The 13,781-nt window shown below is 69.2% G+C and carries 15 protein-coding genes and 1 pseudogene; 10 read left to right on the top strand and 6 right to left on the bottom strand.

Annotation, left to right across the window (positions count from 1 at the left end):
• Positions 1-15: 15 nt before the first annotated feature.
• The 3 genes from pdxY to ACLJK8_RS14075 form a co-directional block, all read right to left on the bottom strand.
• A complete protein-coding gene (pdxY, locus tag ACLJK8_RS14085) occupies positions 16-813 on the bottom strand; it encodes a pyridoxal kinase (RefSeq protein ID WP_413150936.1) in 798 nt (265 codons plus the stop codon).
• Positions 813-1,559, bottom strand: a complete 747-nt coding sequence (locus ACLJK8_RS14080; protein WP_413150935.1) for a YggS family pyridoxal phosphate-dependent enzyme — start codon at positions 1,557-1,559, stop codon at positions 813-815. The genes pdxY and ACLJK8_RS14080 overlap by 1 nt, the downstream gene beginning before the upstream one ends.
• A 96-nt stretch (positions 1,560-1,655) precedes the next feature.
• On the bottom strand, positions 1,656-2,891 hold the full coding sequence (locus ACLJK8_RS14075) for an alpha/beta hydrolase-fold protein (RefSeq protein ID WP_413150934.1): 1,236 nt from the start codon (positions 2,889-2,891) through the stop codon (positions 1,656-1,658).
• 500 nt (positions 2,892-3,391) lie between these two features.
• Here ACLJK8_RS14075 and ACLJK8_RS14070 point away from each other — a divergent pair, with 500 nt between their 5' ends.
• The 5 genes from ACLJK8_RS14070 (at position 3,392) to ACLJK8_RS14050 (ending at position 7,382) form a co-directional block, all read left to right on the top strand.
• Complete coding sequence (locus ACLJK8_RS14070) at positions 3,392-4,603, top strand: type III PLP-dependent enzyme (protein ID WP_413150933.1); 1,212 nt, start codon at positions 3,392-3,394, stop codon at positions 4,601-4,603.
• A 54-nt stretch (positions 4,604-4,657) separates the two neighbouring features.
• Positions 4,658-5,470 (top strand): phosphodiesterase, encoded by an 813-nt coding sequence (locus tag ACLJK8_RS14065; protein WP_413150972.1) that lies wholly within the window; start codon positions 4,658-4,660, stop codon positions 5,468-5,470.
• A gap of 30 nt (positions 5,471-5,500) precedes the next feature.
• A complete protein-coding gene (locus tag ACLJK8_RS14060; protein ID WP_413150932.1) occupies positions 5,501-6,205 on the top strand; it encodes an endonuclease/exonuclease/phosphatase family protein in 705 nt (234 codons plus the stop codon).
• A gap of 63 nt (positions 6,206-6,268) precedes the next feature.
• Positions 6,269-6,529: a hypothetical protein gene (locus ACLJK8_RS14055; protein ID WP_413150931.1), complete on the top strand. Its 261-nt coding sequence runs from the start codon at positions 6,269-6,271 to the stop codon at positions 6,527-6,529.
• A gap of 61 nt (positions 6,530-6,590) precedes the next feature.
• On the top strand, positions 6,591-7,382 hold the full coding sequence (locus ACLJK8_RS14050; protein ID WP_413150930.1) for an inositol monophosphatase family protein: 792 nt from the start codon (positions 6,591-6,593) through the stop codon (positions 7,380-7,382).
• 40 nt (positions 7,383-7,422) lie between these two features.
• Here ACLJK8_RS14050 and ACLJK8_RS14045 read toward each other — a convergent pair whose 3' ends face one another.
• Positions 7,423-8,211 (bottom strand): YgfZ/GcvT domain-containing protein, encoded by a 789-nt coding sequence (locus ACLJK8_RS14045; RefSeq protein WP_413150929.1) that lies wholly within the window; start codon positions 8,209-8,211, stop codon positions 7,423-7,425.
• A 9-nt stretch (positions 8,212-8,220) separates the two neighbouring features.
• Positions 8,221-9,972, bottom strand: a complete 1,752-nt coding sequence (locus ACLJK8_RS14040; protein ID WP_413150928.1) for an ABC transporter ATP-binding protein — start codon at positions 9,970-9,972, stop codon at positions 8,221-8,223.
• A 119-nt stretch (positions 9,973-10,091) separates the two neighbouring features.
• On the opposite strand from ACLJK8_RS14040, the gene ACLJK8_RS14035 reads away from it, so the two are divergent.
• The 5 genes from ACLJK8_RS14035 to ACLJK8_RS14015 all read left to right on the top strand — a co-directional run bounded on the left by ACLJK8_RS14035 (position 10,092) and on the right by ACLJK8_RS14015 (position 12,962).
• Entirely contained in the window at positions 10,092-11,330 is a 1,239-nt protein-coding gene (locus tag ACLJK8_RS14035; RefSeq protein ID WP_413150926.1) for a pyridoxal-phosphate-dependent aminotransferase family protein, read from the top strand.
• Between the two features lie 47 nt (positions 11,331-11,377).
• Positions 11,378-11,611 carry a hypothetical protein gene (locus ACLJK8_RS14030; RefSeq protein WP_413150925.1) on the top strand — a complete coding sequence of 78 codons (234 nt, stop codon included), beginning with the start codon at positions 11,378-11,380 and terminating at the stop codon, positions 11,609-11,611.
• A gap of 14 nt (positions 11,612-11,625) precedes the next feature.
• Positions 11,626-11,967 (top strand): hypothetical protein, encoded by a 342-nt coding sequence (locus ACLJK8_RS14025; RefSeq protein ID WP_413150924.1) that lies wholly within the window; start codon positions 11,626-11,628, stop codon positions 11,965-11,967.
• 94 nt (positions 11,968-12,061) lie between these two features.
• Positions 12,062-12,292, top strand: coding sequence for a glycine zipper 2TM domain-containing protein (locus ACLJK8_RS14020; RefSeq protein ID WP_413150923.1), 231 nt, complete (start codon positions 12,062-12,064; stop codon positions 12,290-12,292).
• Positions 12,293-12,401: 109 nt separating this feature from the next.
• The gene (locus ACLJK8_RS14015; RefSeq protein ID WP_413150922.1) at positions 12,402-12,962 is read left to right on the top strand and encodes a DUF1269 domain-containing protein; all 561 of its coding nucleotides are present in this window, start codon (positions 12,402-12,404) and stop codon (positions 12,960-12,962) included.
• A 69-nt stretch (positions 12,963-13,031) separates the two neighbouring features.
• On the opposite strand, the pseudogene ACLJK8_RS14010 reads toward ACLJK8_RS14015, so the two are convergent.
• A pseudogene (locus ACLJK8_RS14010) lies at positions 13,032-13,643 on the bottom strand (Gfo/Idh/MocA family oxidoreductase); the annotation flags it as partial.
• Between the last annotated feature and the right edge of the window lie 138 nt (positions 13,644-13,781).

Below are 13,781 nucleotides of genomic sequence, written 5' to 3'. Positions count from 1 at the left end.
GCCGGGGCGGTCCGCTCAGCGCACGAGGCGCATCTCCTCGGCCGCCGCGGCCTCGGTCCGCTTCAGGACCTCGAATGTCCCCGCGACCGCGCGCCGCAGCGCCTCGTCCGGGGCGATACCCTTGGCGAGATGCGCCGCGACCAGGCCGGTGAGCAGATCGCCGGTGCCGCAGGGACGGATCGGCAGCCGGGGTGTCGCGAACCGGACAAGCTCCCCGCCAGTGACGAAAATGGTCTCCACCTGCCCCTCCGGCGTATCCGCGAGCTCACAGCCCGTCGCGATCACGCCCGGGCAGCCGCGACCCTCGATGGCCTCCGCGGCGGCGAGAAGCCCCGCCACGTCCCGCGCCTTCACCCCCGTGAGCAGTTCGAGCTCGAACTGGTTCGGCGAGATCAGCGAGGCCATGGGGACGAGCCGCTGGCCGAAGACCTCCGCCATGCCATCGGCGACGAAGACACCGAGATCGTCGTCCCCCATGACCGGATCGCAGAGATAGATCAGACCGGGGTTGCGGCCCATCGCCCGCTCGACGAAATCCGCCACCGCCGCGCCGATCGCAGGTGAGCCGAGATAGCCGGTTACGAGCACCGAGGCCCGTTCGACCAGCCCGCGCTCCTCCACGCCCAGCAGCAGGTCGGCGACGAGATCCGCGTCGAGGATGCGGCCGCGCATCGTCGGATAATGCGGGTGATTGGAGAGGAGCGCCGTGGGCACCGCCGCCACGTTCACGCCCTCGGCCTGCATGGGAAAGACCGCGGCGCTGTTGCCGACATGGCCGTGCACGACCTGGCTCTGGATCGAGATGATGAGCATCAGGTCGTCCCCGCCGCGCCGGGCCAGTAGTGGGAATCCGGCAGCGGCCGCGCGCCGAACACCGCCTGCCCGACGCGCACGATGGTCGCGCCCTCGGCGATCGCCCATTCGTAATCGCCGGACATGCCCATGGAGAGCTCCGTCAACGCCTCCCCGCCCGGTGCGTCGTTCATCGCCCGGTCACGGATGTCGCGCAGGAGGCGGAAGCAGCGGCGGACCTCGGCCTCGTCGGAGGTGAAGGTGGCGAGCGTCATGAACCCCCTCGGCCGCAGCGTGTCGAACGCGGTCAATTCCCTCAGGTAGCCCGGAACATCCTCCGGCGCCAAGCCGTACTTGCTCGCCTCCCCGGAGGTGTTGACCTGCACCAGCACGTCGAGGCCCCGCCCCTCGCGCAGCAGCCGTTTCTCGAGCTCGCGCGCCAGCGAAAGCCGGTCGAGCGACTGGACCTCGCTCGCGAAACGCAGCGCGTCCCGGACCTTGTTGCTCTGCAGGTGGCCGATCATCGACCAGCGCACGGGCCCTCCCTCCACCACCCCTTCGAGCGCCTGAGCCTTCGCCAGCCCCTCCTGGACCTTGTTCTCGCCGAGATCCGTCGCCCCGGCGCGGATGACGTCGCGAAGGCGCTCCGCCGGGACCGTCTTGGTGACGAGAACGAGGCGCACGGCATCGGACGCGCGACCCGACCCGAGCGCGGCCCGCGCGATCCGGTCACGCACATCGTTGAGTCTGGAAACGAGATCAGCCAATCGATCCTCCCCCGCCGCGGCCCGATCAGGATATCCGCCATAGACGATCGCGGCGCCGCCGGCCATGCTCATTACCGCGCCCGCCCCTCGCTGCGATCACCGGAAGATCCGCCGGACGAAATCCTGGAAGGCCACGCGCCAGTAGGGCCATTCGTGGCCGAAGCCCGGCAGTTCCAGGCATTCGAATTCGACCCCCTTGGCCCTCAGGAGGTCGCGCACGTCGCGATGCGCCGAGATAAGCCCGTCCTTCTCCCCCACGCCGACGTAGAGAAGGCGCAGCGTCTCGTTCGCCTCGGGCCCGATCGCAGGATAGTCCGCGGCCATCCTTTCCCGATCGACGCCGCGGCCGATCTCCGGGCCGCGCAGGTCGTCTGCGTCCGGCGGGGGCGGGATGTCGCGGCCCAGCCCCGGCATCAGCGACCAGGCGGCGGCGAAGGTTCCGACCCAGTCGAACATGTCGATATTGTCGAAGGCGGCCGCGAAGCTCATGATTCCGCCCCGCGACAGGCCCGCGACCGCGCGATACGCCGGGTCCGCCCGCCCGCGGTAGGTCGCCTCGACATGCGGAACGAGATCCGCGACCAGCGCCTTTGGAAAGATCATCGGATCGGGCGGGATGCCGGGCGCGGGAACGACCGGGATATAGTCGCGCGCGGCGACCTGATCGAAATAGATGTTGCTCATCACCACGATCATCGGCCGCGCCAGCCCCTGGGCGATCAGGTTGTCCATGATCTCCGGCACGCGGCCAAGCTCGGTCCAGGCCTCCTCGTCGCCGCCGCCGCCGTGCTGGAGATAGAGCACGGGGAAGCTCTCGTCCGAATGTTCATAGCCCGGCGGCGTATAGACCAGCGTGCGCTTCTCGATCCCGAGGCTCGGGTAGGGCACATAGATCCGCGACAGCGTACCGTGCGGCACCTCGCGATAGGCGTAGTTCACCGTCCGCTCGCCGGGGATCTCGAGGCGGCTGCGATATCCGGGGCCATCCCGGGTGACGAGCGGGTTCTCCGGATCGAGCACGTTCAGACCATCCACGAAGAAGGCGTAGGTGTAGAATTCCGGCGGGACCGGGCCGATCGTCACCGTCCAGACGCCCGCGCCGTCCTTCGTCATCGCGACCGATTCGCCCTCGGGCCAGGCGGCGGAAGCGAGACCGCCGGTGGTGTTACGCAGTGTCACGGCCGCCGCCTCGGGCGCGTCGAGGCGGAAGGTCACCCTGCCGTCCGCGTGAATGGCCGGAAATTCGACCGGCCGGCTCGCCATCCGCGCCGAGATCGGGTCGGCGGGATCGGGAACGAGGCGCCGCGTGGCGTCCGTGCGGTTGCGGGGCATGTCAGGCCTTCCGGTTTCTCGGCGTCATCGAACCGGCCACGGGGATGGTCACGGGGCCGGTCACGGGATCACATCAGCCTTGGCCGCCGAAGGGCAACCCCTGACGGGCGTTCGCCGCGCCGCGAACCGCCGGGATCACCGTTTCGGATCGCCGCCGTGACGGGACGCGCGCCCGGCCTCCCGTGCCCCTGCGACAGTTCCTCGCATGCCGGGCGGGCCGGCCGCGGGTGATTCCCGAGCGAAAACCGCGTCAAGCACTTCGCAAAAAATTCATGGTTCCCTAATGCCTTGCCATGCGGCGTCACACAAAGCGCATTGGTCGGAAATTATTCGCCCGTCAGGTGAGAAAATGCTTGATCCGCGGGGCGAACGGCCTCATATCCCGCCCCTGACGCCAACGCACGCACCTCTGCTCGGCCGCGACTGACACGTGGTTTCATGTAGCGACGGTAACGTCTCTTTTGGAAACGAGGGGGTTAATTCCCCCGGGTCTGATGGAGATGACCATGTTGAACGCCACCGCCCGTCTGGGCAAAACCTCCGCATCCCTGGTCGATCCGAACCCCGCCAAGAGCGCGGTCAGTGCCCGTCAGGACGCATTCATCCGCGAGAACGACTTCGCCGAGCCGACGGTCATCTTCGACCTCGACATGCTGCGCGCGAAATATGACGCGCTCGTCGCGGGGCTTGGCGATGCCTCCGTGCATTACGCCGTGAAGGCGAACCCGGCCCCCGAGATCGTCGCGGCGCTCCATGCCCGCGGCGCGCGCTTCGACTGCGCCTCGAAGGGCGAGATCGACCTCTGCCTCGAACAGGGCATCCCCGCCTCCGAGATCGCCTTCGGCAACACAATCAAGCGCGCCTCGGACATCGCCTACGCCCATGCCGTCGGCGTGGAGCAGTTCGCCGTCGATGCCGAGCCCGAGCTTCGCAAGATCGCCGCGCATGCGCCCGGCGCCCGCGTCATCGTGCGCATGCTGGTCGAATCCAGCGACGCGGACTGGCCGCTCACCCGCAAGTTCGGCTGCTCGCCCCGCGAGGCGCTGCGCCTGATGGATCTCGGCCGCTACCTCGGCCTCGATGTCGCCGGCATCTCCTTCCACCCCGGCAGCCAGATGCGCGAGCCGCGCATGTGGGCCGACGCGCTCGACGGCGCGCTCGCTCTCTGGAGCGAGGCGCTCGGGAACGGCCATGATCTGCGCATCCTCAACATCGGCGGCGGTTTCCCGGCCTTCTACGGCGCGCCGCTGCCCGCGACCGAGGATTACGCGGCGGAAGTGATGCGGATGGTCCGCGTCCGCTTCGGCGAGGATGTCGAAGTGATGGCGGAACCGGGCCGCGGCCTCGTCGCCGAGGCCGGCGTGATCGTGGCCGAGGTGCTGCTCGTCTCGAAGAAGGACCAGGACGACCTGCAGCGCTGGGTCTTCCTCGACATCGGCAAGTTCTCCGGCCTCGCCGAGACGATGGACGAGGCGATCCGCTACCAGTTCGAGACCCGCCATGGCGACGACTGCGAGACCGGCCCCTGCGTGCTCGCGGGTCCGTCCTGCGATTCGGCCGATGTGCTCTACGAGAAGCGCCCGGTGCAGCTGCCGCTGGACCTGACAGACGGCGACAAGGTGCGTATCCTCTGCACCGGCGCCTATACGACGAGCTACTCCTCGGTCGGTTTCAACGGCTTCCCGCCGCTGCGCTCGGTCTTCATCGGCTGAGCCGGGACCACGCGAAGATCTCGGAGCGGCGCCTGACCGCTCCGGGGAGGTAGAATTCTGATCGCGCAGGTCACCGATCCACATGTCTCGCTGCCGGGGACGATTCTCTTCGGCGGCTACGACCCGGCGGCGGCGCTGACCGCCGTCCTGACCCGGATCGCGCGGCTCGATCCCCGCCCCGATCTCGTTTTCTTCACGGGCGACCTGACCGAGAACGGCAGGCCGGAGGAATACGCGCATTTCCTCGGCCTCGTCGGCGGGTTCGACATGCCGATGGCGGCGATCCCCGGCAATCACGACCGCCGGGACGCCTTCGCCGAGGCTCTGTCCGATTCGCCCGTCCGCATGGCCGGCGATCCGTCGCTCGGGCTTCAGGTCGCGGTCGAGGACCTGCCCGCCCTCATCCTCGGGCTCGACACTCTGGCGCTGGAGGGCGATCCCTCGGGCGAACTTTCGCCCGAGCGCCTCTCCTGGCTCGCAGCGCGGCTCGACGCGGCCGCGGGACGCCCGGCGATCGTCTTCATGCATCATCCGCCGATCGTGACCGGGATCGAAGCGATGGACATCTGGCGCCTGCGGGACCCCGAGCCCCTGGCCGCGATCATCCGCGCCTTCCCCAACGTGCTGCGCGTCTGTTGCGGGCATGTGCATCGCGCGGTCGCCGCGCCCTTCGCCGGGACCGTCTGCGGCGTCTGCCCCTCGGTCGCCTGGGCGGTGCCGCTGTTCGAGCCCGCGATCCGCGCGCCGCTCGTCCGGCAGGCACCGGGCTTTCAGCTTCACCTGCTCACACCGGACGGCCTCGTCACGCATACGGAGTTCCTGAGCGATTTCGACGACCGGTTGCCGCGCGCGCGGCCGCCGGCCTAGCCTCGGACACGGGACCGGAGATTCGACGCGATGGCGGCGACCGCGCTTTTCGCTTCCTACAACGTTCACAAATGCGTCGGTGTCGACCGGCGCTTCGATCCCGCGCGGATCATCCGGGTGATCGCCGAGATCGACCCGGACGTGATCGCGCTGCAGGAGGCCGACCGCCGGTTCGGCGACCGCCGGGGGCTCATCGATCTCGCCGCGCTCGAAAAGGCCACGGGTCTCCGCCCGGTTCCGGTGGCGAACGGGCATATGGGCCACGGCTGGCACGGCAACCTGCTGCTGCATCGTGGCGGCGACGCGGGGCTGATCCGCCAGGTCACCCTGCCCGGGCTCGAACCGCGCGGGGCGCTGATGGCCGACCTCCGCCTGCCGCAGGGCGGCGTGCGCGTGCTGGGCGTCCATCTCGGCCTGCTGCGGCATTCGCGGCTCCTGCAGGTCGGCTCGCTGCTCGCACATGCCGCCGAGGCCGCGGACGGCCCGACCGTGCTGATGGGCGACATGAACGAATGGCGGCGGGAGCATCGCTCGGCGCTCGCGGGCTTCGCCGCCGGATTCGGGCCGCTCGGCGTCGGTGTCCCGAGCTTCCCCGCCTATTATCCGATCCTCGCGCTCGACCGGATGATCGCGCGTCCGGCGGGCATCCTCGGCGCGGTCGAGGCCCACGACAGCCCACTCGCCCGCCGCGCCTCGGATCACCTGCCGATCAAGGCGCTCGTCACGCTCGGCTGAGCCCGGCTTCAACTTCCGCCCCGGCTCTGCTAGGGACGCGCGATCAGATCCGGAGGTCGCGCCATGTCCCTTCACCGTCCCGTCCGCCTCGCACTCGCCCTTGGCATCGTCGCCGCCTCCACCGGAAGCGCCGGCGCCGTCGCCTTCGGTCGCGCCGACGCGAGCCGCGACGGCATGGTGACCTTCGAGGAAACCCGCTTCGTGATGCCGAAGCTGAAGGAAGTGAGCTTCAACCGCTTCGACACCAACAAGGACGGTGTCATCGACCGGGGCGAATGGCCCGGTCTCGACGCCTTCTACACCTTCACCTATCAGCGCCGCTGAACGCCCGCCTTCCGTTTCGGGCGGGTGAACGGCGCCCTTCCAAGAGTTCAGGTAGCACCAGATGACCCAGGCCTCGGCCAATGTGAACGTGATGATCCGCGCCGCGCGCAAGGCCGCCCGCGGGCTCCTGCGCGACTTCGGCGAGGTCGAGAACCTGCAGGTCTCCGCCAAGGGCCCCGGCGATTTCGTCAGCCGCGCCGACATGAAGGCCGAGCAGGTGATCCGCGACGAACTGACCGAGGCGCGGCCGAACTACGGCTGGCTCGGCGAGGAGAGCGAGGAGGTCAAGGGCGCGGACCCCACGCGCCGCTGGATCGTCGATCCGCTCGACGGCACGTCGAACTTCCTGCACGGCATCCCGCACTGGGCGGTCTCGATCGGGCTGGAGCACAAGGGCGAGATCGTCGCGGGCGTGGTCTACGATCCCGCCAAGGACGAGATGTTCGTCGCCGAGAAGGGCGCCGGCGCCTACCTCAACGACCGCCGCATCCGCGTCTCGGGGCGGCGCGACCTGATCGAGATGGTGGTGGGGACCGGGATGGTGCCCTCCGGCGGGCGGCACCTGCCGCGCACCCTGCGCGAGCTTGCCAATGTCGTGCCGCGGGTGGCGGGCTTCCGGCGCTCCGGCTCCGCCGCGCTCGATCTCTCGTATGTGGCGGCCGGAAGGTATGACGGGTTCTGGCAGCACGGGCTGAAGCCCTGGGACATGGCGGCCGGGATCGTCATCGTGCGCGAGGCGGGCGGTTTCGTCGGGCCGTTCGACGACGGCGCCGACCTGCTCGAAGACGGTGACCTGATCGCCGCGAACACCGCCGCCTTCGAGCAGTTGACCACGATCCTGCGGGACTCGTAGGGCGGGTCTCCGGACCGCGCAGGGCGGACCTTGGCCCGTCCTACGTCTCGGTCCGAACCCGCGCGTGCCCGGCGGTGAGGTCGCCGCCGGCGCGGTCGAAACGCAGATAGGCGAGGCCCGCGCCGCCCGCGCTGGTGAGCAGCGTTCCGACCGTTTTCTCGCCCGACCGGATCTCCGTGCCCGGCGCCGGGGCATCGCCCGCGACGGCGACGCGGACCAGCCCCTTGCGAAGCTCGGTCTTGTGCTTCATGCGCGCGGTCACTTCCTGGCCGACGTAGCAGCCCTTGCGGAAGTCGACGCCGTGAAGCCGCTCGAAGCCCATTTCGAGGATATAACTCTCGTCGGGGATCAGTTCGACGCCGGCCTCCGGCACCACATGGGCGACCCGAAGCACCGTCAGTTCCTCCTGGTCGAGCGGCCTGATCCCGGCGAGAATGCTCCCGGCGTCGGCCCCGTAGGCCCGCCAGCCGAGCGCGGCGAGCCTCGGGTCGGCGAAGACGAGCGGCACATCCGGCAACGGACCGATCCCGATCACCACGGCGAGATCGGTCACATCCAGATCGACCTTCGCCCGCAGCCGGTACATCGCGAGCCGCCGCGCGAGCGCCTCCGCCCGGTCGGCGGCGACATCGATCAGGATCGTCTCGCCATCGGCGACGAGGAAGAAATCGAACAGATACTTGCCCTGCGGCGTCAGCAGCGCCGCGTAGACCGCGCCCTGACCGAGCCGGCCCACGTCGTTTGTGACGAGGTTCTGCAGGAACTCCCGCGCCTCCGGGCCCGAGACGCGCAGCACCGCGCGGTCGGTCGCGTGCAATCCAGCGGTCATCTCTCCTCCTCAGGCACCCGCGAACTGAAGCGCGTAGAGGTCGGCGTAGAGCCCGCCGTGCTCCAGCAGCTCCCGATGCGTCCCCTGCTCCACGATACGCCCGCGATCCATGACGACGATATGGTCGGCGTCGAGGATGGTGGCAAGCCGGTGCGCGATGACGAGCGTGGTGCGCCCGGCCGCGAGCCGGTCGAGCGCGCCCCTGATCGCCGCCTCGCTCTCGGCGTCGAGCGCGGAGGTCGGCTCGTCGAGCAGGAGGACCGGCGCGTCGCGGAGAATCGCCCGCGCGATCGAGAGCCGCTGGCGCTCGCCGCCCGAGAACTGGCCGGCCGAGGGGCTGACGCGGGTCTCGTAGCCGTCCGGCAGGGCCGAGATGAACCCGTCCGCCGCCGCGTCCCGGGCCGCCGCCTCGATCTCCCCGCGCGAGGCGGAGCGCCGGCCGAAGCCGATGTTCTGCGCCACGCTCGCCGAGAGCAGGATCGAATCCTGGCTCACCACGGCGATCTGCTCGCGGAGCGACGTCAGGGTCAGATCGCGCAGGTCGTGCCCGTCGAGCAGCACCCGGCCGCCGGTCGGATCGTAGAGACGGGGAAGCAGGTTGAAGACCGTGGACTTGCCCGCGCCGGAGCGGCCGACAAAGGCGGTCCGTGTCCCGGCCGGGATGTCGAGCGTGAAGTCGCTGAGCGCGACATGGCCGTTGGGATAGGCGAACTGGACATCCTCGAAGCGGATACCGCCCTTCGCACGCGCGATCGTCTCCGAGCCGTCCACGATCGTGTTCTTCGCGTCGAAGAGCATGAAGACGCGTTCGAGCGCGCCCGCGCCCTGCTGCATCTGCGCGTAGGTGCTGCCGAGGCGCCGCGCCGGCCCCGAGGCGACGCCGAGCCCGGTCAGGAGTCCGGTGAAATCGGCGATCGAGATCGTGCCGTGGCTCATCCGGATGCCGACGACGAGCAGGAGCACCGCGACCGCGCCGCCCGCCAGCGTCTCCATCAGGGGCGAGACGCGGGCGCTCCACTGGTTCTGCTTGTTCTTGAGCCCGAACAGCCGCTCGAAGACGCTCGCCGCGTTCTCCGACAGCGGTTCCTCCAGCTGATAGGTCCGCGCCATGCGTATCCCCGAGAGCCCCTCGGTCACCTCGCTCGTCATCGAGGAGATCTCGGCCTGGGTCTTGCGGCTGAGCTTCTTCAGCCGCGAGCCGATCAGGTTCACCGGCAGGACGGCGATGCCGAAGATCAGGATCATCGCCACGGTGAGCGGCACGTCGATCGTCAGCATGGCCGCGAAGGAAAACACCATGATCAGGATGCCCGACAGCCCGCCCATCGCACCCCGGACCGCGCCGCTGATGAGCGTGATGTCGGAGGAGAACCGCGCGGCGAGCCCCGCCGGCGCCTCGGTCGCGAGGCGGGCGAGGTCGCTCCCGACCAGTTGGCGGAACATCTGTTTCTGCAGATCCGCCTCCATCCGGGTGACGAACCGGTTGGACGAGGTCTCGCGGTAATAGTCGGCGAGACCCTTCATCGCGGTCAGGATGATGACCCCGAGCGGCCCCCACCAGATCACGGAGAAGTCGCTGTCCTCGAAGGAGTTCATCACCTCCTGGATCAGCTTCGTGTAGCCGGCGGAAGCAAGCGCCACGATGATCATCATCGCGAAAGCGAAGGCGGCGGTCTTCCAGCTCGGGCGCAGCCATTCCCGCCACAGCCTCGCGAATGGGCGGGTCCGCGGCTCGCTCGGCTTGGGTCTTCGTCTTGGCATGTCGGTTCCCTGAAGATTCCGGAGGCGTACCACGCGCGTTCTCCTGCGACAAACCGGATTCGCCATTTCGCGCGCCGATGCGATCCCTTAGATTCGTCGCGCCAATGGAGCTTTCTCGCATGTCGTTTTCGTATGGGCGCGCGGTCCGCGCTATTCCCGGACCTTCGATGATCCCCGACCGCGTGCTCAATGCGATGCACCGCGCCGCCCCGAACATCTACGAGGGCGAGCTGGTCGAGATGACGGACTCGATCCGCGCCGACCTCCGGCGGGTGGCGCGGACGGACGGCTCGGTCGCCATGTACATCGGCAATGGCCATGCGATGTGGGAGGCCTCGCTCGCGAATATCGCCCGGCCGGGCGACCGGGTCCTGGCGCTCTTTTCCGGCCGGTTCGGCCGCGGCTGGGCCGAGACCGCGCGGCGCATGGGGATCGAGGTCGAGACGCTCGACTTCGGCTTCCGGGGCGAGATGGAGCCGGGCCGGATCGAGGATGCGCTGCGCGCCGACCGGGATCGCCGGATTCGCGCCGTCCTCAGCACCCAGACCGACACCGCCTCCTCGGCGCTGACCGATGTGACGGCGCTCCGCGCGGCGATGGACGCCGCCGGGCATCCGGCGCTGCTCGCGATCGACTGTGTGGCGAGCCTCGGGAGCGACCGCTTCGAGATGGACGCCTGGGGCGCCGACGTGATGATCTCCGCCTGCCAGAAGGGCCTGATGACGCCGCCGGGCGTCGCCTTCACCTTCCAGAACGCGCGCGCGCTCGAAGCGGCGGTTCCCTGCGCGAGCCCCTACTGGGACTGGCAGCCCCGGGTCGCCCCGAGCCGCTTCTACGAACTCTTCAACGGCACCGCGCCCACCCATCACCTCTACGGCCTGCGCGAGGCGCTCGACATGATCCTGCGCGAGGAAGGGCTCGCGAAGGTCTGGGCCCGGCACGAGGTCTTCGCCGGCGCCGTGGCGGCCGCGGTCGAGGCCTGGGGGGCCGAGGGCGCGCTGGAGCTCAACATTCCCGATCCGGCGCACCGGAGCCGCGCGGTCACGACGATCCGGACCGGCCCGGGCGACGCATCGCGGATCAGGACCTGGTGCGAGGAGATCGCGGGCGTCACGCTCGGCATCGGGCTCGAAGCGCCGGGCAGCGATCCGGCGAGCATGTTCCGCATCGCGCATATGGGGCATCTGAACCCGCCGACGCTGCTCGGAACACTCGCCACGGTTGAAACGGCGCTCGACGCGCTCGCCATCGCGCATGGCCGGGGCGCGGTGGAGGCCGCCTCGCGCGTCATCGCCGAGGCGCATCGCCGCGGGATCGCGGTGTCGAAAAACATGGAACCACACGTCGCCCTTGGGTAAATTTCCTGTGCGCCTCCGATCGTGAGGCGACTGGAAAGGAGGATCCGATGTTGCGAACAGCTTTCGCGGCCATGGCGGGAGCCCTGCTTCTGCTGGCGGGCTGCGGCGGGACGACCACGCCCGAGCAGAAGCACGAACTCGGTTGCGCGGCCGGTACGCTGACGGGCGCCCTGATTGGCGGCCTCGCGGGCCACGCGTTCGGCGGCGGCAAGGGTCAGGACTTCATGACCGCGGCCGGAGCCGGCATCGGGGCCGGGGTCGGCACCCTGGCCTGCCGCTGATGAGGAGGATCACCATGCGCCTTCCTTTGATCATCGCGGCCGGTCTGGCACTCGCCACCGTGCCGGCCTTCGCCCAGCAACTGACCCAGCAGGAGCTTTCCATCGTCGATCGTGACGGCGATGGCGCGGTCACCAAGCCGGAGATGGGCACGGCGGTCGACGCCGCCCATACCCAACTCGACACCGACGGCAATACCTACCTGAGCTGGGAAGAGGCACGGGTCTGGATCATGCTCGGGCAGTTCAGGAATGCCGACACCAACGGTGACGAGCGGCTGTCGAAGAACGAGTTGCTCGCCGGGGCGATGAGCGACTTCGACGCGGCGGACGGCAACGGCGACGGCCGGCTCGACTGAGCGACGACGCCGCCTCGGGGAACAATGAGGCGGCGTCGCGCATTTGATATCGGGACCGGAAACGGCCGGCCTCGATAGCGCAGTGAGGTGCCTGATGAAGACGAGCCTGATCCTGATCGCGCTGGCCGGCTTCGCCGTCGCCGGCTGTACCAACGATCCCCAGACGAACAGGCAGATCCAGTGCGCGGGCGGCGTTCTCGGCGGCGCGGCGATCGGCGGCGTGCTCGGCAACCAGATCGGCGGCGGCACCGGCAAGCGGGTTGCGACGGCCGTCGGCGCCGGCGCCGGCGCGGCGGCGGGAACGCGACTGCCGGCCTGTCGCTGAACCGCGCCATACCCGCGTTGACAACCGCGCGGGAGACGAGATCCGAAGGCAGATCCGATGCCTGGGCTCCCGCCTCCCCCTCGAATATGTCCCAGAACGGAGACAGTCGATGGCCGACCTGATCGCAGTGACCTTTCCCTCCGAAGCCCAGGCGGAGGAGGTCCGCGAAAAGCTTTTCGAGCTTCAGAAGAATTATCTGATCGAGATCGGCGACGCGGTGATCGCCGTGAAATCCGAGACCGACCATGTGAAGCTCAACCAGCTCATCAGCACCACCGCGGTCGGAGCGGCCGGCGGCAGTTTCTGGGGCCTGCTGATCGGGATCCTGTTCCTCAATCCGCTGGTCGGCGTCGCGGCGGGTGCCGCGAGTGGCGCACTCGCGGGCGCGTTGAGCGATGTCGGCGTGGACGACGCGTTCATGAAGGACCTCGCCCAGCAGAAGCTCGAGGCGGGCCAGGCGGTCCTCTTCGTGCTGGTCCGCAAGATGACCGGGGACAAGGTGCTGGACGCGCTGCGGGGCGTCGGTGGCACCGTGCTGCAGACCTCGCTCGACCACACCCGCGAGGATGCGCTGCGCAAGGCGCTGGCGGGCGAGGTCGAGAACGAGGCGCCGAATGAAGGGCCGAGCGAGTCCCCCGCGGCGAGTTCCGCTCCCGGCGCCGCGGTCTGAAGATCGGAAAGAGGCGGGCGCGGTTTGTAGAGCGCCCGCCCCTGTTTCACGTGCCGCCAGGCGGGCCGGTCAGCCGGTGATCTCGGCGACCTTCACTTTGCGGCCTTCCGCGACCGACTTCACCGCCGCGTCGGCGAGCGCGAGGGCGAGAAGGCCGTCCTCGCCGCTCGGGCTCATCGGCTCGCCGCTCGCGAGCGCGTCGATGAAGCTCGCGATCTCGGCGGAATAGGCCTGGGGGTAGCGATCCATGAAGAAGTCGAGCAGCGGCGGCCGGGTGAAGCCATCGCCGGTCGCGACTTCGATCGAGACCGCGCGCTGGTTCTCGGCCGCGGCCATGCCCTTCGAGCCCAGCACCTCGATGCGCTGGTCATAGCCGTAGGTCGCACGGCGCGAGTTCGAGATCACGCATTGCTTGCCGCTCGCGGTCTCCAGGAGCACGTTCACGCTGTCGAAATCGCCCGCCTCGCCGATCGCCTTGTCGGTCAGGACCGCGCCATGCGCCGTCACCGCCACCGGCTCCTCGCCGAGCAGGAAGCGCGCCATGTCGAAATCGTGGATCGTCATGTCGCGGAAGATGCCGCCCGAACGCTCGATATAGGAGATCGGCGGCGCGCCGGGATCGCGGGAGACGATCGTGACCATCTCGACCTCGCCGAGGGTGCCATCGTCGATCGCCTTGCGTACGCCCCGGAAATGCGGGTCGAAGTCCTCCGCCCCAGGGTTTCTTGAGACATCCCAGACGGCTTAATTTGGGCCGACGGAGGTGTTGAGATGGGTGAGAATGAGCACGGAGGAGCTTCGAGCGCGGAGACCTCGGAT

The organism is Amaricoccus sp. W119 (assembly GCF_047275745.1).
Classification (GTDB): domain Bacteria; phylum Pseudomonadota; class Alphaproteobacteria; order Rhodobacterales; family Rhodobacteraceae; genus Amaricoccus.
The sequence above is the reverse complement of the archived record's forward strand: the minus strand, read 5'-3'. Positions and strand labels throughout refer to the sequence as shown.

Bases quoted from the DNA above. Each gene is read 5' to 3' on its own strand.
- pdxY (WP_413150936.1), bottom strand. From the start codon at position 813: ATGCTCATCATCTCGATCCAGAGCCAGGTCGTGCACGGCCATGTCGGC.
- ACLJK8_RS14075 (WP_413150934.1), bottom strand. From the start codon at position 2,891: ATGCCCCGCAACCGCACGGACGCCACGCGGCGCCTCGTTCCCGATCCC.
- ACLJK8_RS14070 (WP_413150933.1), top strand. From the start codon at position 3,392: ATGACCATGTTGAACGCCACCGCCCGTCTGGGCAAAACCTCCGCATCC.
- ACLJK8_RS14060 (WP_413150932.1), top strand. From the start codon at position 5,501: ATGGCGGCGACCGCGCTTTTCGCTTCCTACAACGTTCACAAATGCGTC.
- ACLJK8_RS14055 (WP_413150931.1), top strand. From the start codon at position 6,269: ATGTCCCTTCACCGTCCCGTCCGCCTCGCACTCGCCCTTGGCATCGTC.
- ACLJK8_RS14050 (WP_413150930.1), top strand. From the start codon at position 6,591: ATGACCCAGGCCTCGGCCAATGTGAACGTGATGATCCGCGCCGCGCGC.
- ACLJK8_RS14045 (WP_413150929.1), bottom strand. From the start codon at position 8,211: ATGACCGCTGGATTGCACGCGACCGACCGCGCGGTGCTGCGCGTCTCG.
- ACLJK8_RS14040 (WP_413150928.1), bottom strand. From the start codon at position 9,972: ATGCCAAGACGAAGACCCAAGCCGAGCGAGCCGCGGACCCGCCCATTC.
- ACLJK8_RS14035 (WP_413150926.1), top strand. From the start codon at position 10,092: ATGTCGTTTTCGTATGGGCGCGCGGTCCGCGCTATTCCCGGACCTTCG.
- ACLJK8_RS14030 (WP_413150925.1), top strand. From the start codon at position 11,378: ATGTTGCGAACAGCTTTCGCGGCCATGGCGGGAGCCCTGCTTCTGCTG.
- ACLJK8_RS14025 (WP_413150924.1), top strand. From the start codon at position 11,626: ATGCGCCTTCCTTTGATCATCGCGGCCGGTCTGGCACTCGCCACCGTG.
- ACLJK8_RS14020 (WP_413150923.1), top strand. From the start codon at position 12,062: ATGAAGACGAGCCTGATCCTGATCGCGCTGGCCGGCTTCGCCGTCGCC.
- ACLJK8_RS14015 (WP_413150922.1), top strand. From the start codon at position 12,402: ATGGCCGACCTGATCGCAGTGACCTTTCCCTCCGAAGCCCAGGCGGAG.